Below are 17,539 nucleotides of genomic sequence, written 5' to 3'. Positions count from 1 at the left end.
TTCGCGCAGTTCGGGTGGGCGTCGCGGGCCCCGGGGGCTACCCGCCGAGGGCCTGCCGGGCGAAGGCGCGGGTGCCGGCGACGTGGTGGCGGGCGAGGGCGGCGGCGGTCTCCGGGTCGCGGGCCCGGATGGCGTCGAGCAGCTGCTGGTGCTCGGTGCACATCGGGAGGCTGGTCTCGTCGTCGGAGGTGAGCCGGAACAGCCGGCGCAGGCGGCCGTCGAGCGGGGCCATCATGTCGCGCAGCAGCGGGTTGCCGGAGAGTTCGACGATCTCGCGGTGGAAGTCGGCGTTCAGGCTGACGGTCTCGCGCAGCCGACCGGCCTCGGCGGCCCTGCGGGTGCGGGCCAGGACGCGTTCGAGGCCGCGGACGCCGGCGGGGGTGGCGTTCCGGGCGGCGAGGCTGGCGGCGAGCGCCTCCAGGGACTCGCGGACCGCGAAGAAGTGCTCGGCCTCCTCGGGGCCGAAGTCGGCGACGACGGCGCCGCGGCGGGCCTGGACGGTGAGGAAGCCCTCGCGTTCGAGGCGCTGCATGGCCTCCCGGACCGGGATCCGGGAGACGCCCATGCCGTCGGCGAGTTCGCGCTCGACCAGGCGCTGCCCGGCGGGGTACTCGCCCTCGATGATCCGCTCGCGCAGCTGGACGTAGACGAGGTCCGCCAGCGACTGGTGGGCGTCGCCGAGGGTGTCGGTCATCGGGTGGCTCCAGGCGGCAGCGGGCGGAGGCGCGGGCAGTAGATCAGATCATTCCAGATCGATGCGGGCCGTCCCCTTGTCTGGTATTCGGTATACCAGATACCTTGGCGGCTCACCCGCCCCCACGAGCACCGGAGCCCGCCCGTGACCGCCCTCCCGCCAGGCCCGCACCTCCTGCTGGACGCCACCCTCCCGGACGGCTCCCGGGCCGACCTGCGGATCGCCGACGGCCGGATCGCGCGGATCGCCCCCGCCCCGGCCGGCCGCGAGCGCCCCGAACCGGGTCCCGGCCGGGCCGTGCTGGACGGGGCGCTGCTGCTGCCCGCGCTGGTCGACGGGCACGCCCACCTCGACAAGACCTTCCTCGGCGCGCCCTGGCAGCCGCACCGCGCCACCGGCGGGCTGCGCGAGCAGATCGCCTCCGAGCGCACGCTGCGCCGCGAGGTCGCCGCGCACACCCCGGTGGCCGACCGGGCGGAGGCGCTGGCCCGCCGGATGGCCGCGCTGGGCACCGGCTTCGTCCGCTCGCACGTGGACGTCGACCCGGACACCGGGCTGGACCACCTGCACGCGGTGCTGGAGGCGCGCGAGCGGGTCCGGGAACTGATCGACGTGCAGCTGGTGGCGTTCCCGCAGAGCGGCGTGGTCGCCGAGCCCGGGGTGGCCGACCTGCTGGACGCGGCGCTGCGCGAGGGCGCCGAACTGATCGGCGGACTGGACCCGTTCGGCTTCGACGACGACGTGGACGGCCAGCTGGACGTCATCTTCGGCCTGGCCGAGCGGCACGGCGCGGGCATCGACGTCCACCTGCACGACGGCGGCGAGGTCGGCGCGGTGCAGCTGCGGGCGATCGCCGAGCGGACCGCCGCGCTGGGCCTGGGCGGGAAGGTCGCGGTCAGCCACGCGTACTGCCTCGGACAGCTGGCCGGGACCGAACTCACCCGCACCGCCTCGGCGTTGGCCTCGGCCGGAGTGGCCGTGCTGACCAACGGCCCGGCCCGGACGATGCCGCCGGTGAAGCTGCTGCACGAGCTGGGCGTGCTGGTGTTCGCGGGCTCCGACAACATCCGCGACGCGTGGTGGCCGTACGGCACCGGCGACATGCTGGAGCGGACCACGGTCATCGGGCTGCAGGGCGAGCTGATGACCGATCAGGAACTGCTGCTGGCAGCCGAGTTGGCCACCGGTCACGCCGCCCGGGCGCTCGGCGTCGAGGAGTACGGGATCGCCGTCGGGCGGCCCGCGAACCTGGTCGCCGTCGCCGCGCACTCGGTGCCCGAAGCCGTCGCCGCGCACCCCGAGCGGCTGCTGGTGCTGCACCGCGGCCGCACCGTGCTGGACCGCGTCAACGGCCTTGCGCAGTAGCGAAGTTCCCCCACGCACATCCGCAGCACCCCCGGAAGGACCCCCCACCGTGACCCTCACCCCCTCCGCGGACCGGGCCGCCGCCCCGGCCGGACCGCCCGACCCGTCCGCCGCCCCGGGCCGGCTGGCCAAGGGCCTGATCGGCACCACCGACCTGGTGTTCTTCGTGGTCGCCGCGGCCGCGCCGCTGACCGTGCTGGCCGGGATCGCCCCGTTCGCGATCGGCGTCGGCGGGGCCTCCGCCCCGGCCGCGTACCTGATCTCGGGCGCGCTGCTGGTGCTGTTCGCCGCCGGGTTCACCGCGATGAGCCGGTACGTGCGCAACGCCGGCGCGTTCTACGCGTACGTGGCGCGCGGGCTGGGGCGGACCCTCGGCGTGGTCACCGCCTACGTGGCGGTGGTCAGCTACAACCTGATCACTCCCGGCGTGGCGGCCGCGTTCGGCTACTTCGCGGCCGACCACATCGAGCAGCGCACCGGCGCGCACGTGCCCTGGTGGCTGCTGTCCGGGTCGTGCGTGGTCGTGGTCGGCGTGCTCGGCTGGCTGAAGGTCACGCTGTCGGCGAAGGTGCTCGGCGTGGCGCTGGTGCTGGAGGTGCTGTCGCTGCTGCTGATGGAGGGCGGGGTGCTGGCCGACCGGGGGACGGCCGCGCTCGACCCGGTCTCCTTCGACCCCTCGCTGCTCACCCAGGCCGGGGTGGCGGGCATGTTCGTGCTGGTCATCGGCGCGTTCACCGGCTTCGAGGCGACCGCGATCTACGCCGAGGAGGCCCGCGACCCGGCCCGCAGCGTGCCGCGCGCCACCTTCGTCGCGATCGGCTTCCTGGCGGTGTTCTACGCCCTGGGCACCTGGATCGTGATGGGTGCCTACGGCACCGACGAGGCGGTCGCGCAGGCCCGCGCCGACGGCGGCCCCGACCTGACCTTCCGGGCCGCCGAGCGGTTCGTCGGGCTGTGGCTGTCGGACACCATGCACGTGCTGATCATCGTGTCGGCGTTCGCCTCCGCGCTGGCCTTCCACAACGCCGCCGCCCGCTACCTGTACGCGCTGGGCCGGGAGGGCCTGCTGCCGCGCGGGCTCGGCCGGGTGTCGCCGCGGACGGGGTCGCCCGGCCGGGCGGTGCTGGTGCAGTCGGCGTTCAACGCGCTGGTGATCGGCCTGGGCGCGGTGCTCGCGGTCGACCCGTACCTGGTGGTGCTGCTCTGGTCCAACAGCGTCGGCGTGCTCGGCATCATGGTGATGCAGGCGCTGGCGGCGGTCGCGGTGTTCGCGTTCTTCCGCGCGGACCGGCGCGGCATGTCGGCCTTCCGGGTGGTCTGGGCGCCGCTGCTGGCCGCCGCCGGACTGGCCGTCCTGGCCGTGCTCGCGCTGTTCAACTTCGACCTGCTGACCGGGCGCACCGGCCTGGTGAACTGGCTGCTGCTGGTGCCGCTGCCGGTGGTCGCGGCGGTCGGCTGGCAGGTCGCCCGGCGGATCCGGCGCACCGACCCGGAGCGGTTCGCCCGGCTGACCGAGGTCGACGTCGAACGCGACTGAGCGGGCGCGCGGACGGCGGCGGCCGGCCCCGGCGGAGGGCGGCCACCGCCGCTGCGGCGCGTCTCAGTCCAGCAGCCTCCCGTGCTCGGCGACCACCCGGCCGGCCTTCACCACCAGCTCGCGCGGCGGCAGGTCCACCACCACCTGCGGCACGCACTCGCCGTCCACCAGTTGGAAGTCGGCGGGCGCGCCGGGCACCAGGGCGGCCCTCGGCAGGCCGAGCAGCTCGGCGCCGCCGTGCGCGGCCAGCTCCAGGCAGTCGGTCAGTTCGGCGTCGGTGCGGGCGTCGGTGGTCCAGCCGAGCAGGTGGGCCCGGTGCAGCATGTCGGCGTTGCCGTACGGGCTCCAGGAGTCCCGGACGCCGTCCGAGCCGAGGCCGACCCGCACGCCGCGGGCGCGCAGCTCGCGGAACGGCAGCACCTGGTGCGCGGACGGGGCGACGGTGGTCAGCGCGATCCCGGCCGCCGCCAGCACGTCCGCGGTGGCGCCGAGCGCGGCGGCGGGCAGCTCGGGCAGGCAGAACGCGTGGCTGGCGGTCACCCGGCCCTGCAGCCCGGCCGCGACCGTCCGGGCGGCCAGTTCGCGCAGCGGGCCCAGCCCGGCCGGGCCGCGGTCGTGCAGGTGCACGTCCAGCAGCACGCCGTACCGCTCGGCCAGGCCGAACAGCAGGTCGAGCTGCTCGCGGCCGTCCGGGCCGCCGCCGTCGAACCCGGCCGGGTCGATGCCGCCGACCGCGTCCACCAGGCCCGTCCGGGCCGCCTCGGTGAGCAGCTCGGCCGCGCCGGGGGTGCGCACCACGCCGTGCTGCGGGAACGCCACCGACTGCACGTCCAGCTTCCCGGCCAGCCGCTCGGCGGCCTCGCGCAGGCCGGTGACCCCGGCCAGGCCGTACGCGGGGGCGACGTCCACGTGCGCGCGCACCGCCCGGGTGCCGCGGGTCACCGCGTGCGCCAGCAGGCGGTGGGCGCGCTCGCCGACCGGGGCGCGCTGGTGCTCGTACAGCTCGACGTCGGCGGCCACGTACTCCGGCAGGCCGTGCGCCGGACGGCGGCTGTACCAGGGTTCGCCCCAGGTGGTCTTGTCCGGGTGGACGTGCGCGTCCACCAGCGTCGGCAGCGCGATCCGGCCGCCGCCCTCGACGACGGCGGACGGTTCGGCGCCCGGCGGGAGTCCGGCCGCCAGGACGCCGTCGACGGCGACCAGGTCGGTGACCGGGCCGCCGAACGGGCGGACCTGGCGGAACAGCGTGACGTGCATGGTGTCGCTCCCGGGGCGGTGCTGAGGACTCGGTCTGACAAGTTCCGGAACCATTCGAACCGCTTCCGGTCGAGCAGTCAACTTGCTTCTCTACAAAGTGAGTTGGTGATTCGTGCTGCCCGGGAGGAGGTGCCCCCGGGGGCGTCCGGCAGGGGTGCTCGGTGCGGGCGGCCGCCGGGCGGGCGGCCGGGGCGGCCGGGGCGGTCGCGGGGCGGTGGCGTCCGCCCGGCGCGCGGTGGCTGCGTGGAAGCGCTCCCAAGAAAGGTCCGTAGGCGTCTTCTGCGCAGGTGGTGAATGGAAGTACAAAGGAGGCAGCGGAAGTTCGGGCTGTGGGGGCCGGAGCGTCCGCACCCGGGGCGGCCCGGGCGGTGCGTGGGGGTACTGCCTGGGCCGCCGGGTTCCCGTGCGGGTGCCCCGTTCGCGTTCCGGGCGTTCCACAATGGACGGCATGAGCGTGCACGAGGACGGACTCCCCGAGGTGGGCCGGCTGCTGGCGGGCGGCGGAGTGGTGGTGCTGAGCGGGGCCGGGCTGTCCACCGAGTCCGGCATCCCGGACTACCGCGGGCCGGACGGCGTGCGCCGCAACCGGGCCCCGATGACGTACCAGGAGTTCGTCGCGGGCGAGGCGGCCCGCCGCCGCTACTGGGCGCGCAGCCACGCCGGCCGGTCGGTGATCTCCCGGGCCCGCCCGAACGCCGGGCACCTCGCGGTGGCCCGGCTGCGCGACGCGGGCCGGATCAGCGCCGTGATCACCCAGAACGTGGACGGCCTGCACCGGGCCGCCGGCACCGCCGACGCCGTCGAACTGCACGGCGGCCTCGACCGGGTGATCTGCCTGGACTGCGCCGCCGTCACCCCCCGCAGCGCCCTCGACGAACGCCTCGCCGCCCTCAACCCGTCCTTCCGGGACGCCGGTTCGCGGATCAACCCGGACGGCGACGTCGAACTCCCGGACGCCCTGGTCGCCTCGTTCGTGGTCGCCTCCTGCACCGCCTGCGGCGGCGTCCTCAAGCCCGACGTGGTGTTCTTCGGCGAGAACGTCCCCAAGGACCGGGTCGAGCAGTGCTACCGCCTGGTGGACGAGGGCCGGGCCCTGCTCGTCCTCGGCTCCTCGCTCGCCGTGCTGTCCGGCCTGCGCTTCGTCCGGCACGCCGCGAAGACCGGCAAGCCGGTCGCCATCGTCACCCGCGGCACCACCCGCGCCGACGACCTGGCCGCCGTCCGCCTCGACCGCCCCCTCGGCGAGACCCTGACGGCCCTGGCCGCCGACCTCAAGTGACGGAGAGCGACCACCACCAGGGGCCCGGGGAACGGCGGGGCCCGGTCTGCTGACGGTTCACTGCCGGAGCGCGCATCTGCTCATGGTTCTGTTTACGGCACGCAGCAGCACGAACACTTCGACGGGCTCCGGCCGTCAGCAGCACGGCCCCGCCGTTCCCCGGGCCCCTGATTTCGCTTCTCGCCGTTCTTGCCGGCCCCCGAACGCGCGTCCGCCGGTCTCAGCCGCCCGGCCACCACTCGTCGATGCCCGCGACCACGCTCCCCGCGACCGTCCCCAGCAGCGCCCCCGCGACCACGTCGCCCGGGTAGTGGACGCCGGTGTGGACCCGGGAGTAGCCGACCGAGGCGGCCAGCAGGCCGAGCGGTGCCGCGGCCCACGGCAGCCGGGAGGCGACCCCGGTGGCGAAGGCGAAGGCGGACGCGGTGTGCCCGGAGGGGAAGGACGCCGACTCCGGCATCGGCACGTGCCGGGCCTCGGGCACCTTGCCCGCGACCCGGTCCGGCCGCTGGCGCCGGGCCAGCGACTTGCCGAGCAGGTTCGCCGCCGCCGAGGCCGTCGCCACCGAGGCCAGCCCGACCAGCGCGGCCCGCCGCGGGCGTCCCGGGACGAGGGCCAGCCCGCAGGCCACCGCGATCGAGATCTTCGAGTGGTTCGCGGTGGTGGAGAGCTGCCGCAGCCGCAGGTCCAGGGTCGGCGTCGGGGTCGCGGCCACCGCGACGTACACCGCCTCGTCCACCGCCGACAGGTCCGCGACCACGCGCTGTCCAGCCAGCACCCACCGCGTCAACGTCCTCACCGCGCACCGCCGTTCGTCTCCGTCCGGCCCGACGCGAGGTGCGCCAGGCGACTCCATTTCAGGTTCGGGGCCGGGGCCACCGTGCCCGGCCGGTCGCGCGGGACCCGCACCCGCAGCGCGCCGGGCCGGATGACGCAGCGCACCGGCACGTCGAGCTCCAGGGCCTCGCCGTCCACCGCGACCGGGATGCTCGCCACGTCCGCCGTGACCAGCACCTCGCGGCCGACCAGCACCGTCACCGCCTCCGCACTCGTACCACGCAGCGCCAGGTCCGCGGCCTGCGCCGCGCCGTCCACCCGCACGCCCAGCACGCCCAGGCACCCGCGGTCCATCCGGGAGCGCCGCCCGGGGTCGAGCAGGTCACCCGCGTCGTACGGGTTGTTGCTGACCAGGACGGCCTGCGGGTGCTCCAGCCGTTCGCCGCCCGCCTCGGCGCTCAACCGCGCGCCCGCGTAGCCGACCAGCAGGTCGGGCAGCATGGCCAGGATGGTGGCGGTCTTGGCGTCCCGGTACTCGGGGTTCTGGACGATCTCCGCGTAGGTGCCGAACGACACGTTGTTGACGAAGGCCCGGCCCGCGACCTCGCCCAGGTCGACCCGCAGTTCCACGCCGTCGGTCAGCGCGTCCAGGCAGCGGGCCGGGTCGTCGCGGTCCAGGCCGAGGTCGAGCGCGAAGTGGTTGCGGGTGCCCGCCGAGACCACCAGGAACGGCAGCCCGTGCCGGGCCGCGACCTGGGCGACCAGCGCCTGGGTGCCGTCGCCGCCCGCCACGCCCAGCAGGTCCGCGCCGTCCGCCACGGCCCGCTCGGCCAGTTCCGCCACGTCCTGGTGGGCGTCCGGGTCCAGCAGCACGACCTCCGCGCCGAGCTCCCGGGCCCGCTCCGCCAGCCGGAACTCCTCGACCTTCCCGCCGCCGGACTTCGGGTTCATGATCAGGACGGCCTTGCGCGGCGGATCGACCTCCCGCTCCGGGACCCGCCTGGTCCGCTGCGCCGAGCGCAGCGCCAGCCGGCCCAGCCACAGCCCGGCCGCCCACAGCGCCACCGCGCCCAGCACCCACGGCCACGTCCCGCCGCCGACGTACAGCACCACCGCGCCCGCCGGGGCCGCCACCGCCAGCAGCGCCCCCAGCCAGCGCAGCGGCCCGCGCCGCGACAGCGCCCACCACCCGCCGACCGCCATCAGCGCCAGCGCGGCCACCCCGACCGCCACCACCAGCGCCCCGCGCAGGCCGGCCCCCGCCGCCAGCAGCAGCACCGCCGCCAGCCCGCAACCGATCGCCGCCCGCGCCAGCCACACCGTCCTCGCCGGCTGCTCCACCCTCGCCGCCTCTCCCATCCGTCGACGTTAACGCCCTGTCAGCTACCCCGCCCGGCGCGCCGCATCCCTGTGGCAGAATCCGCCGGGTGACCATCCGGGTGCTGATCGCCGACGACCAGGAGATGGTGCGGCGGGGCCTGCGGCGGATCCTGGAGACCCAGCCCGACCTGGAAGTGGTCGGCGAGGCGGGCGACGGCGTCGCCACCGTCGAGGCCGCCCGGGCGCTGCGCCCCGACGTCGCCCTGGTCGACGTCCGGATGCCCCGGATGGACGGCCTGGAGGTGGTCCGGCAGCTGTGCGGGCCGGGCGCCGACCCGCAGGTCAGGGTGGTCGTGGTGACCACCTTCGACCTGGACGAGTACGTGTACCCGGCGCTGCGCGGCGGCGCGTCCGGCTTCCTGCTCAAGCGCTCCGGGCCGGCCCTGCTGGTCGAGGCGGTGCGCGCCGCGGTGGCGGGGGACAGCCTGATCAGCCCGTCCGTGACGGTCCGGCTGCTGCGCCACGTCACCGGCCGCCGCCCGGACGCCGAACCGCTGCCGGAGCCGCTCACCCCGCGCGAGATCGAGATCGTCCGGGAGGTCGCCGGGGGCCGCACCAACGCCGACATCGCGGCCGCGCTGTTCATCTCGGCGGGCACGGTGAAGACGCACGTCGCGCACGTGCAGCGCAAGCTGGGCGTCCGCAACCGGGTCGGCGTGGCGATGCGGGCCTTCGAACTGGGCTACCTGACGGACCTGCCGTGACCACCCGCCGGGCGCTGCTCGCCGTCGCCGTGCTGCTGCTGCTCGCGCCCGCACCGTTCGGACCGTGGCCGGCCTGGATCCCGGCGCTGACCGCCGCCGCCGTGCTCGCCCTCGCCGTCCCGGGCCGCCCGCGGGCGGTGTTCGGCGCCGCCGGACTGTCGCTCGCCGTCGACCTGGCGTACGTCGGCCGGAACGGGCTGACCCTGCTCTGGATGCCGGTCGAGTACGCGGCGCTGCTGGCGCTCACCGTCCGCGCGGTCCGCGCCCTGCCGGGCCGCCGGGCCTGGTGGGGCGGCGGGCTGGGGGCGGGCGCGGCCCTGGTGCTGCCGCTGCGGTTCGCGCTCCGGCAGCCGGCCCCGCTGGACGCCTCGGTCGCCGGGGTGTTCCTCGCCGCCGCCCCGGTCGCCGCCGCCGTCGGCACCGGCCTGTACCTGCGGCGGCAGGACGAGCGCCGGACCCGCGCGGTCGACGACGCCCGCCGCGAACAGCGGCTGGCCGTCGCCCGGGACCTGCACGACTACGTCGCCCACGAGCTGACCGGCATCCTGCTGGAGGTGCAGGCCGCGCGGTTCGGCGGCGGCTACGACCCGGCCGAGAACGCCCGGCTGCTGGCCCGGCTGGAGGCCGCCGGGCAGCGCGCCCTGGCCTCGATGGACCACACCCTGGACGCCCTGCGGGACCCCGGCGGCGCCGCGCCCCGCCACCACGCCCTGGCCGAACTCCCGGAACTGCTGGGCCACTTCCCGACCCCGCCGGAACTGCACGGCCTGGCCGGACTGCCCGCGCTGCCGCCCGCCGTCGAGGACGCCGGCTACCGGGCGGTGCTGGAGGCGCTCACCAACGTCCGCCGGCACGCCCCCGCCGCCCGGCGGGTCGCCGTGGTGCTCGCCCACGCCCCCGGCACCGGCCTCACCGCCACCGTCACCGACGGCGGCCCCGCCCACCCGCACCCGCGCCCGGGCGGCGGCACCGGCCTCGACGCGCTGCGCGGGCGGATCGCCGCGCTCGGCGGCGAACTGACGGCCGGTCCGGACGGGCCGGGCTGGCGGGTGACCGCCCGGATTCCCGCCGGGGGGTGAACGTCACGGGCCGGGAGCGCCGCCGGCGCTCCCGGCCCGGTCGCCCGTTCCGCTACTCCGCGGCGGGCGTGCCGTCCGCGCCGATCCGGGCGAAGCCCAGGTAGGGGTGCAGGGCCTTGGGCAGCAGCACCGAGCCGTCCGCCTGCTGGTGCTGCTCCAGCACCGCCGCGATGGTGCGGGCCAGCGGCAGGCCCGAGCCGTTGACGGTGGCGGCCGGGGTCGGCTTGCCCTTCTCGTCCCGGGTGCGGATGCCGGCCCGGCGGCCCTGGAAGGTGCCGAAGTCCGACACCGAGGAGATCTCCCGGTAGGTCTCCTGCCCGGGCAGCCACACCTCCAGGTCGTACGTCAGCTGCGCGGAGAAGCCGGTGTCGCCGGCCGCCAGCGCGACGACGCGGTAGGCGAGTTCGAGCTCCTGCAGGCAGGCTTCGGCGTGCGAGACCATCAGCTGCATCTGCTCCCGGGCCTGCTCGGCGGCGCAGATCCGCACCATCTCGACCTTTGAGAACTGGTGCATCCGGATCAGCCCGCGGGTGTCCCGCCCGTAGGAGCCGGCCTCCGAGCGGAAGCACGGGGTGTAGGCGGTGAGCGCCAGCGGCAGCTCGGCCGGCGGGACGATCTCGTCCGCGTACAGGTTGGTCAGCGGGACCTCGGCGGTCGGGATCAGGAACAGGTCCCGGTCGGCGACGCCGGTCTTGAACAGGTCCTCCTCGAACTTCGGCAGCTGGCCGGTGCCGGTCATGGTGCGCCGGTTCACCAGGTACGGCACGGCGTGCTCGACGTACCCGTGCCGGCGGGTGTGCACGTCCAGCAGCAGGGACGAGATGGCCCGCTCCAGGGCGGCACCGGCGCCGCGCAGCACGCTGAAGCGCGAACCGGAGAGCTTGGCGGCCCGGCCGAAGTCCAGGATGCCCATGGCCTCGCCGAGGTCGACGTGGTCCTTGGGGGCGAAGTCGAAGCGCGGCGGCTCGCCGACCCGGCGCAGCTCGCGGGCGTCCGCGTCGGAGAAGCCGTCGGGGGCCTCGTCGTCGGGCAGGTTGGGGATGGTCAGCAGCAGGTCGGTGAGCTCCTGCTGGACCTGCTCCAGCTCCGCCTCGTTCTGCTGGACCTGCTCCTTGAGCGCCCGGGCGGTCTCCTTCAGTTCGCCGACGTCCCCGCCCTGCTTGGCGGTGCGCTGCACCTCCTGGGCCACCTGCTTCGAGCGGGCCCGCAGCTCGTCACCGGCCTGGATGCCGCTGTTGCGGCGGGACTGCAGCGCCTCCAGCGCGGACAGGTCGAGCTGGTAGCCACGACGTGCCAGGAGCCGGACGGCTTCGTCCCCCAGGTCGATCAGGACGCGGGCATCATGCATCGGAGTCGGTTCTCCTCGGTCGCAACGGTTCGGGCGGGGCGGATTCGTCCCGACCGTAGCAGGGCGGGGGAAACCGGTGCAGTGCCTTTCCGGGCCGCTGCCCGCCGTGCGCGCCGCTCCCTTGCGGAGATGATCCCTGCAGGGATAATCTCCGCGTAGATGAATTCGGGAGACGAGTCGGCAGCACGCCGAACGAGGGGAACCGCCATGTGGCAGCACGAGTACACCGCCGAGACCACCGCCGCCCCGCACGCCGTCTGGGCCGTGCTCGGCGACCTGGACAACTGGACGGACTGGGACACCTCGATGGAGGCCGTCGCCCTGGACGGCCCGTTCGAGGTCGGCGGCACGGTCACGATGACCCCGGTCGGGCAGGACCCGATCGTCTCCGTCATCACCCGGATCGAGCCCGGCCGCGCCTACGCCGACCGCACCGAGTTCGGCGGTGCCGTGCTGGACTTCTCGCACACCCTCACCGCCCTCCCCGGCGGCGGCACCCGGGTGGTCCACCGCCTGGAGATCACCGGCCCGGACGCCGGGCGGCTCGGCCCCGAGCTCGGCCCGATGATCACCGAGGACTTCCCGGAGGCGATGGCCGCCCTGCTCGCCCGCGCCGAACGGACCGCCTGACCACGGCCGCCCGGCCGGAACGACGAAGCGCACGCAGCAGAAGGACGAAGGAGAGAGCGGCATGGACGGACTGGTCGAGGGCCCGGCGAACAGCCCCGGCTTCTGGCTGTGGCACACCACCCTGCGCTGGCAGCGCGAGGTCGCCGCCGCCCTGGCCCCGCACGACCTGACGCACCCGCAGTTCGTGCTGCTCTCCTGCGCCTGGTGGCTCAACGAGCGGGGCGAGACCCCCAACCAGCAGGAGCTCTCCGCCCAGGCGGGCACCGACGTCCGGACCACCTCCCAGGTGGTCCGGAAGCTGGAGGCCAAGGGCCTGCTCGACCGCACCACCGACCCGGACGACACCCGAGCCCGCCGCCTGCGCATCACCTCGCGCGGCGTCGCCCTCGCCCGCGCCGCCATCCCGGCGGTCGAGGCCGTCGACCGGGCCTTCTTCGCCCCCGCCGCCCACGGCTCGCCCGCCCTCGACGGAGACGAACTCAGCCGTCTGCTGCGCCGCCTGGTCGACGCACCCTGACGCCCACCCGCTTGCCTGCTGGCCCGCTCGCCCGGATGCTCGCACCGTCAGCCCCGGGCCGCTCAGCCTCGGGCCACTCAGCCCCGGGCCGCTCAGCCCCGGGCCGTTCAGCCCCGGGCGACGAACCCGGCCACCACCGGCCCCAGCACGTCCGGCGCGACCTCGTGGGTCTGCCCCGCCAGGGTGCGGTGCTCCGCGCCCGCGGCGGCGGCCGTCGCGGCGGCCGCGTCGCGCAGCAGGGCCGGGCTCAGCTCGCCGTCGGCCACCAGCACCGGCACCGGCAGTCCGGCCAGCAGGGCGGTCGGCACCGGCGCGCCCTCCGCGCCGTCCAGCACCTCGGCGTCGTTGACCAGGGTCGGCGCCACCGCCAGGAAGGCCGGCCACGCCGGCGACTCGCGCAGCTGCGCGACCACCGGTGCGGGGGAGCCGACGAAGGCCATGAACCGGGCCACCGCCTCGCCCGGCTCGCCGGCCAGGACGTCCCGTTCGACGCCCGCCCGGTACTCCGCGAACCGGGCCCGCTGCTCGTCGTCGGTGCTGAACGGCGGCTCGTACGCCACCACCCGCTCCACCCCGATGTCCGCGCCCGCCGCCCGCAGCGCCAGCGCCGCGCCGGAGGACAGGCCGAGCAGCGTCGCCCGGCCGCCCGCCGCCGCGACCACCGCCGCCAGGTCCTCCACCTCCCGCTGCACGGCGTACGGCCCGCCCGTGCCGCTCCCGCCGCGCCCGCGCCGGTCGTAGCTGAACACCCGGTGCGCCCCGGCGAGTTCGTCGGCCAGCCCGCCGGAGGGGCCGAACGCGCGGTGGCACATCGCGCCGTCCACGATCACCACGGCCGGTCCGGCGCCACCCGCCACCTGGTAGGCGATGCGGGTGCCGTCGGCGGAGGTCACGTACTCGGTCATTCCCACTCCCTGCTGGATGTCGGCGGTCACTTGGCGGTGGCGAGGTGGTACGCGACCAGCGCGTTGGCGTGGCCGTGCCCCAGCCCGTGCTCGGACTTCAGCCAGCCCACCAGCTCCATGTGCCGGGTGAGCGGCGAGTCGGTGATCAGCTGCTGCCACTCGGCGATCGGGCGGCCGTACTTCTTCTCGATCGAGGGGAAGTAGCTGGCCGGTCCCGTGGCCTTCTGCTCGGTGCTCATCTGGCGACTCCGTTCGTTCCACGCGCCCCGCGGGTGCTGCGCGATGCTGTCACAGGAGAAGACGGACCGCCCGGGCGAAACTCATCGGTCCTCGCGAAAGTTCTTCCCGGCCCGTACGGTCGGGCCATGGCACGCATCGACGACAGCACGATCGAGCGGGCAGCCGACTACCTGTGGACGGCGGGCCGGGTCCTCGAACAGCGGCGCTTCGCCCACCTCTTCGGCCCCGCCCCCGACCCGGCGGGCGTCCTGGCCGCCCTGGACGCTTACCGCACCCCGGACGGCGGCTGGGCCTACGGCCTGGAGCCGGACGTCCGGGGCCCCGCCGCCCAGCCCCTCGCGGCCGGTGCCGCCGCCCGGATCCTCGCCGAGGCCGGCGCCCTGAACGGCCCGCGCGGCACCGAACTCTGCGACTGGGCAGCCGCGTTGACCACCGGGGACGGCGGCGTCCCGGCCGTCCTGCCCAGCCTGCGCCGCTACCCGCACCCGCCCTTCCTGCCGATCGCCGACGACCCGCCCGCCGAACTGCTCTCCACCGGCCAGATCGCCGCCCCGCTGCTCCGGGCCGGACTGCAGCACCCCTGGCTGACCGGCGCGGAGGCGTTCTGCCGCCGCGCGATCGAGGCGATCGAGGTGACCCACCCGTACGAGGTGATCACCGCCGTCGGCTTCCTGGACGCCGTGCCCGACCGCGGCTGGGCCGCCGAACAGGCCGTCCGGATCGGCGAGTTGGTGCGCGACCAGCAGCTGGTGCTGCTCGACCCGGAGCGCCCCGAGCAGGTCCGCCTCGCCCCCGGCTACGCGCCCGGCGAGTTCCACCTCCCGCACGACTACGCGCCCCGCCCGGACAGCCTGGCCCGCGCCTGGTTCACCGACGCGGAGGTCGAGCGCGGCCTCGACCACCTCGCCGCCCGCCGACTCCCGGACGGCGGCTGGCCGATCAACTGGGCCCGCTGGTCCGCCGCCACCGAGAACGAGGCCCGCCCGGGCGTCACCCTGTCCGCCCTGCTCACCCTCCGCGCGTACGAGGGGAGTTAGCGCTCAGGGCAGGGAGCCCAGCCAGCCGTCCGCGACCGCCGTCCGGGCGTACAGCACGCAGCGCCCGGCCCGGTGCGAGGAGACCAGGCCGGCGGTGCGCAGCGCGGTGAGGTGCTGGGAGACCGCCGGGGCGGACAGGCCGCAGCGGGCGGCGAGTTCGGTGGTGGAGGCGGGGACGTCGAGCTCGGCCAGCAGCAGGGTGCGGGTGCGGCCGAGCACCGGTGCGAGCGCCTCGGCGCGCGGGCCGGGGCGGTGCTCCCAGACGGTCGCGGCGGCCAGCGCGGGGTAGCAGAGTTGCGGCGGGTCGGGGGCGACGGTGCGGGTCAGCAGCCGGGGCCAGGCGAACACCGAGGGCACCAGCAGCAGGCCGGCGCCGGTCGCGATCCGGGTGACGGCGCAGTGCCGCTCGGACAGGTGCAGGGTGCCGTCCGCCCAGCGCACCGTCCCGTGCAGTTCGCCGAGCATCGCCGCGCTGCCCCGCTCGGCGGCCGTCCGGGCCCGCCGCAGGACGTCCGCCTCCAGCACCGCGCGGATCCGCGACCAGTACGGGGCCAGGGCGAGCTGCCAGAACGCCTCGACCTCGGCGGTGATCCGCCGCAGCGCCTGCTCCGGCGCGCGTTCCAGCACGCGCAGCCGGGCGCCGGCCCGCCCGTTCCGGTCGGCGCGCAGGCAGTCCAGGTCGTGCCGGAGCAGCTCGGGGCCGGTGGCCCGGACGGCGGCCAGTTCGGTCGCCAGGTCGGCGACCGGCTCGTCCGGGACGGGGTTGAGGAAGTCCGGCAGGTGCCCGTGCGGCGGGACCAGTTCGGCCAGCCACCCCCGGTCCAGTCCGGCGGCGGCCAGCCGCGGCCGGACCTGTGCGGCCCAGCGGCGGTGCGGCGCGGGCACCGGGTCGGCGGCCAGCGCGCGGAAGGCGGCGACCACCTCCCACATCGGCGAGAGCGCGAACCTGGTCAGCGCCAGGTCGCCCACCGACAGCGGCAGACCGGTCCGCACCCCGCCACCCCCTCGGTCGATTCGGCCCCAGCTTAATCGGTCGGCCCGGCGCGACCGGGTCCGCCAGGATGGACGCGTCCCTCCCGAGCACCGCACCGGAAGCGAGTCCCGCATGTCGCACCGCACCCTCCCCGCCCGTTCCGCCGAGCACGCCGCCGCCCTGCGCGCGCTGGCCGCCGCCGACGCGCCGCTGCTGCTTCCGAACGCCTGGGACGCGGGCAGCGCGGCGGTGGTCGCCGCGGCCGGGGCGTCCGCGATCGCCACCACCAGCGGCGGCGTCTCCTGGTCGGCGGGGCGCGCCGACGGGCAGGGCCTGGACCGGGCGGCGATGGCCGAGCTGGTGCGCCGGATCGCCGCCGCCGTGGACGTCCCGGTGACCGCCGACGTCGAGGGCGGCTACGGGCCGGACCCGGCGGACGTGGCGGAGACCGTCCGGGCGGTGGTCGCGGCGGGCGCGGTCGGCGTCAACCTGGAGGACTCGGCCGCGCCCGGCGGGCCGCTGTTCACCGTCGCCGAGCAGTCCGCCCGGCTGCGCGCCGCCCGGACGGCCGCGGCCGAGGCCGGTCTGCCCGGGCTGCTGGTCAACGCCCGTACCGATGTTCACCTGTTCGGGATCGGTCCGGCGGACGGCCGCCCGGCGGAGGTGCTGCGCCGCGCCGAGGCGTACGCGGCGGCCGGGGCCGACTCGCTGTTCGTCCCCGGCCTGCTCGACCTCGCCGCGCTGGCGGAGCTGACCGCCGCGTCCCCGCTGCCGGTCAACGCGATGGCCGTCCCGGGCGGCCCGACCGTCGCTGAACTCGCCGCCGCCGGGGTCCGCCGGATCAGCCTGGGCACCGCGCTCGCCCAGGCCGCGTACACCGCCGCGCACCGGGCCGCCGCCGAACTGCTCGGCCCCGGCACGTACGGCGCGCTGGCCGACTCGCTCGACTACGGCACCCTCAACGGGCTGCTCGCCGGGCGCTGATCGCCACTCGGTCTCAGGAGGCCGCGCGCTTCACCAGGTCGGCGACCCGGGCCGCCTCCGCCTCGCCCAGGCCGGCGATCGCGAAGTAGGTGGGCCACATCTCGCCGTCGTCCAGCGCGGCGTTGTCGCTGAAGCCGATCATCGCGTACCGGGACTTGAACTTGGCGGCGCTCTGGAAGAAGCACACCGGCTTGCCGTCCGCGTTGTTGTACGCGGGCATGCCGTACCAGGTCTTCGGGGCCAGCTGCGGCGCGACCTCGGTGACGATCGCGTGGAAGCGCTGGGCCAGCACCCGGTCCTCCTCCGGCATCTCGGCGATCTTCTCCAGCAGGTCCTGCTCCGCCTCGGCCGCCTTCGCCGCCGCCGACGCCCGCTTGGACTCCGCCTTCAGCTCCTTGGCGCGCTCCTTCATCGCCGCGCGCTCGTCCGCCGTGAAACCCTCGTGCTTCTCCGCCATGACCGGTCCTCCCGTTCCCGTTCCTGCTCCCTGCTGACGTCCCCAATCCTAGGAACGGAGCGGCTGCGGCGGCTTCTCGGAAACTGACCGGTCCGGCCCGGGAGGGGTTTCCCGGGCCGGACCGGTCAGTTCGGCCAGCGGCTCAGCGGGCCTTGAAGCTCCGCAGCCGCAGGCTGTTGCCGACCACGAAGACCGAGGAGAAGGCCATGGCGGCGCCGGCGATCATGGGGTTGAGGAGTCCGGTGGCGGCCAGGGGCAGGGCGGCGACGTTGTAGGCGAAAGCCCAGAAGAGGTTGCCCTTGATGGTGGTCAGGGTGCGGCGGGAGAGGCGGATGGCGTCGGCGGCGGAGCGCAGGTCGCCGCGGACGAGGGTGAG

At 75.9% G+C, this 17,539-nt stretch carries 18 protein-coding genes and 1 pseudogene; 9 read left to right on the top strand and 10 right to left on the bottom strand.

Going from position 1 to position 17,539, the window contains the following annotated elements:
* Positions 1–37 precede the first annotated feature (37 nt).
* Positions 38–694 (bottom strand): GntR family transcriptional regulator, encoded by a 657-nt coding sequence (locus ACWEO5_RS21230; protein ID WP_452163852.1) that lies wholly within the window; start codon positions 692–694, stop codon positions 38–40.
* 144 nt (positions 695–838) lie between these two features.
* Between ACWEO5_RS21230 and ACWEO5_RS21225 the strand changes: the two genes are divergently transcribed.
* Both ACWEO5_RS21225 and ACWEO5_RS21220 read left to right on the top strand, forming a co-directional pair.
* On the top strand, positions 839–2,059 hold the full coding sequence (locus tag ACWEO5_RS21225) for an amidohydrolase family protein (protein WP_452163851.1): 1,221 nt from the start codon (positions 839–841) through the stop codon (positions 2,057–2,059).
* A 49-nt stretch (positions 2,060–2,108) separates the two neighbouring features.
* A complete protein-coding gene (locus ACWEO5_RS21220; RefSeq protein WP_452163850.1) occupies positions 2,109–3,596 on the top strand; it encodes an APC family permease in 1,488 nt (495 codons plus the stop codon).
* 63 nt (positions 3,597–3,659) lie between these two features.
* Here ACWEO5_RS21220 and ACWEO5_RS21215 read toward each other — a convergent pair whose 3' ends face one another.
* Positions 3,660–4,853 (bottom strand): amidohydrolase, encoded by a 1,194-nt coding sequence (locus tag ACWEO5_RS21215; RefSeq protein WP_452163849.1) that lies wholly within the window; start codon positions 4,851–4,853, stop codon positions 3,660–3,662.
* Between the two features lie 439 nt (positions 4,854–5,292).
* Between ACWEO5_RS21215 and ACWEO5_RS21210 the strand changes: the two genes are divergently transcribed.
* On the top strand, positions 5,293–6,132 hold the full coding sequence (locus ACWEO5_RS21210) for an NAD-dependent protein deacetylase (RefSeq protein WP_452163848.1): 840 nt from the start codon (positions 5,293–5,295) through the stop codon (positions 6,130–6,132).
* A 220-nt stretch (positions 6,133–6,352) separates the two neighbouring features.
* Here ACWEO5_RS21210 and ACWEO5_RS21205 read toward each other — a convergent pair whose 3' ends face one another.
* Entirely contained in the window at positions 6,353–6,910 is a 558-nt protein-coding gene (locus tag ACWEO5_RS21205) for a phosphatase PAP2 family protein (RefSeq protein ID WP_452163847.1), read from the bottom strand.
* Between the two features lie 17 nt (positions 6,911–6,927).
* Positions 6,928–8,268: a diacylglycerol/lipid kinase family protein gene (locus tag ACWEO5_RS21200; RefSeq protein ID WP_452163846.1), complete on the bottom strand. Its 1,341-nt coding sequence runs from the start codon at positions 8,266–8,268 to the stop codon at positions 6,928–6,930.
* A gap of 68 nt (positions 8,269–8,336) precedes the next feature.
* Between ACWEO5_RS21200 and ACWEO5_RS21195 the strand changes: the two genes are divergently transcribed.
* Together ACWEO5_RS21195 and ACWEO5_RS21190 are read left to right on the top strand one after the other, a co-directional pair.
* Positions 8,337–8,993, top strand: coding sequence for a response regulator transcription factor (locus ACWEO5_RS21195; RefSeq protein WP_344549539.1), 657 nt, complete (start codon positions 8,337–8,339; stop codon positions 8,991–8,993).
* Positions 8,990–10,072 (top strand): sensor histidine kinase, encoded by a 1,083-nt coding sequence (locus ACWEO5_RS21190; protein ID WP_452163845.1) that lies wholly within the window; start codon positions 8,990–8,992, stop codon positions 10,070–10,072. The genes ACWEO5_RS21195 and ACWEO5_RS21190 overlap by 4 nt, the downstream gene beginning before the upstream one ends.
* A gap of 52 nt (positions 10,073–10,124) precedes the next feature.
* On the opposite strand, the gene serS is transcribed toward ACWEO5_RS21190, so the two are convergent.
* On the bottom strand, positions 10,125–11,420 hold the full coding sequence (serS, locus tag ACWEO5_RS21185) for a serine--tRNA ligase (protein WP_452163844.1): 1,296 nt from the start codon (positions 11,418–11,420) through the stop codon (positions 10,125–10,127).
* A 207-nt stretch (positions 11,421–11,627) separates the two neighbouring features.
* Here serS and ACWEO5_RS21180 point away from each other — a divergent pair, with 207 nt between their 5' ends.
* Both ACWEO5_RS21180 and ACWEO5_RS21175 read left to right on the top strand, forming a co-directional pair.
* The gene (locus tag ACWEO5_RS21180) at positions 11,628–12,050 is read left to right on the top strand and encodes an SRPBCC family protein (protein ID WP_452163843.1); all 423 of its coding nucleotides are present in this window, start codon (positions 11,628–11,630) and stop codon (positions 12,048–12,050) included.
* A 61-nt stretch (positions 12,051–12,111) separates the two neighbouring features.
* Complete coding sequence (locus tag ACWEO5_RS21175) at positions 12,112–12,567, top strand: MarR family winged helix-turn-helix transcriptional regulator (protein ID WP_344549535.1); 456 nt, start codon at positions 12,112–12,114, stop codon at positions 12,565–12,567.
* A gap of 107 nt (positions 12,568–12,674) precedes the next feature.
* On the opposite strand, the gene ACWEO5_RS21170 is transcribed toward ACWEO5_RS21175, so the two are convergent.
* Together ACWEO5_RS21170 and ACWEO5_RS21165 are read right to left on the bottom strand one after the other, a co-directional pair.
* Complete coding sequence (locus ACWEO5_RS21170) at positions 12,675–13,472, bottom strand: alpha/beta fold hydrolase (protein ID WP_452163842.1); 798 nt, start codon at positions 13,470–13,472, stop codon at positions 12,675–12,677.
* Between the two features lie 26 nt (positions 13,473–13,498).
* Positions 13,499–13,711 carry a DUF4287 domain-containing protein gene (locus ACWEO5_RS21165; protein WP_452163841.1) on the bottom strand — a complete coding sequence of 71 codons (213 nt, stop codon included), beginning with the start codon at positions 13,709–13,711 and terminating at the stop codon, positions 13,499–13,501.
* A gap of 126 nt (positions 13,712–13,837) precedes the next feature.
* Between ACWEO5_RS21165 and ACWEO5_RS21160 the strand changes: the two genes are divergently transcribed.
* Positions 13,838–14,749 carry a hypothetical protein gene (locus ACWEO5_RS21160; RefSeq protein ID WP_452163840.1) on the top strand — a complete coding sequence of 304 codons (912 nt, stop codon included), beginning with the start codon at positions 13,838–13,840 and terminating at the stop codon, positions 14,747–14,749.
* 3 nt (positions 14,750–14,752) lie between these two features.
* Here ACWEO5_RS21160 and ACWEO5_RS21155 read toward each other — a convergent pair whose 3' ends face one another.
* Entirely contained in the window at positions 14,753–15,742 is a 990-nt protein-coding gene (locus tag ACWEO5_RS21155; RefSeq protein ID WP_452163839.1) for a DUF5937 family protein, read from the bottom strand.
* Positions 15,743–15,854: 112 nt separating this feature from the next.
* Between ACWEO5_RS21155 and ACWEO5_RS21150 the strand changes: the two genes are divergently transcribed.
* Positions 15,855–16,706 (top strand): isocitrate lyase/phosphoenolpyruvate mutase family protein, encoded by an 852-nt coding sequence (locus tag ACWEO5_RS21150; RefSeq protein ID WP_344549530.1) that lies wholly within the window; start codon positions 15,855–15,857, stop codon positions 16,704–16,706.
* A gap of 13 nt (positions 16,707–16,719) precedes the next feature.
* On the opposite strand, the gene ACWEO5_RS21145 is transcribed toward ACWEO5_RS21150, so the two are convergent.
* Entirely contained in the window at positions 16,720–17,163 is a 444-nt protein-coding gene (locus ACWEO5_RS21145) for an iron chaperone (RefSeq protein WP_452163838.1), read from the bottom strand.
* Between the two features lie 142 nt (positions 17,164–17,305).
* Positions 17,306–17,539 (bottom strand): annotated as a pseudogene (locus ACWEO5_RS21140) (heavy metal translocating P-type ATPase); the annotation flags it as partial.

It is taken from the genome of Kitasatospora sp. NPDC004272 (genome assembly GCF_053603035.1).
This window is presented reverse-complemented; position numbering and strand designations above follow the sequence as displayed.

Coding starts and splice junctions, on each gene's coding strand:
- ACWEO5_RS21150 (WP_344549530.1), top strand. CDS start 15,855: ATGTCGCACCGCACCCTCCCCGCCCGTTCCGCCGAGCACGCCGCCGCC.
- ACWEO5_RS21165 (WP_452163841.1), bottom strand. CDS start 13,711: ATGAGCACCGAGCAGAAGGCCACGGGACCGGCCAGCTACTTCCCCTCG.
- ACWEO5_RS21145 (WP_452163838.1), bottom strand. CDS start 17,163: ATGGCGGAGAAGCACGAGGGTTTCACGGCGGACGAGCGCGCGGCGATG.
- ACWEO5_RS21170 (WP_452163842.1), bottom strand. CDS start 13,472: ATGACCGAGTACGTGACCTCCGCCGACGGCACCCGCATCGCCTACCAG.
- ACWEO5_RS21230 (WP_452163852.1), bottom strand. CDS start 694: ATGACCGACACCCTCGGCGACGCCCACCAGTCGCTGGCGGACCTCGTC.
- ACWEO5_RS21210 (WP_452163848.1), top strand. CDS start 5,293: ATGGACGGCATGAGCGTGCACGAGGACGGACTCCCCGAGGTGGGCCGG.
- ACWEO5_RS21215 (WP_452163849.1), bottom strand. CDS start 4,853: ATGCACGTCACGCTGTTCCGCCAGGTCCGCCCGTTCGGCGGCCCGGTC.
- ACWEO5_RS21200 (WP_452163846.1), bottom strand. CDS start 8,268: ATGGGAGAGGCGGCGAGGGTGGAGCAGCCGGCGAGGACGGTGTGGCTG.
- ACWEO5_RS21175 (WP_344549535.1), top strand. CDS start 12,112: ATGGACGGACTGGTCGAGGGCCCGGCGAACAGCCCCGGCTTCTGGCTG.
- ACWEO5_RS21160 (WP_452163840.1), top strand. CDS start 13,838: ATGGCACGCATCGACGACAGCACGATCGAGCGGGCAGCCGACTACCTG.
- ACWEO5_RS21180 (WP_452163843.1), top strand. CDS start 11,628: ATGTGGCAGCACGAGTACACCGCCGAGACCACCGCCGCCCCGCACGCC.
- serS (WP_452163844.1), bottom strand. CDS start 11,420: ATGCATGATGCCCGCGTCCTGATCGACCTGGGGGACGAAGCCGTCCGG.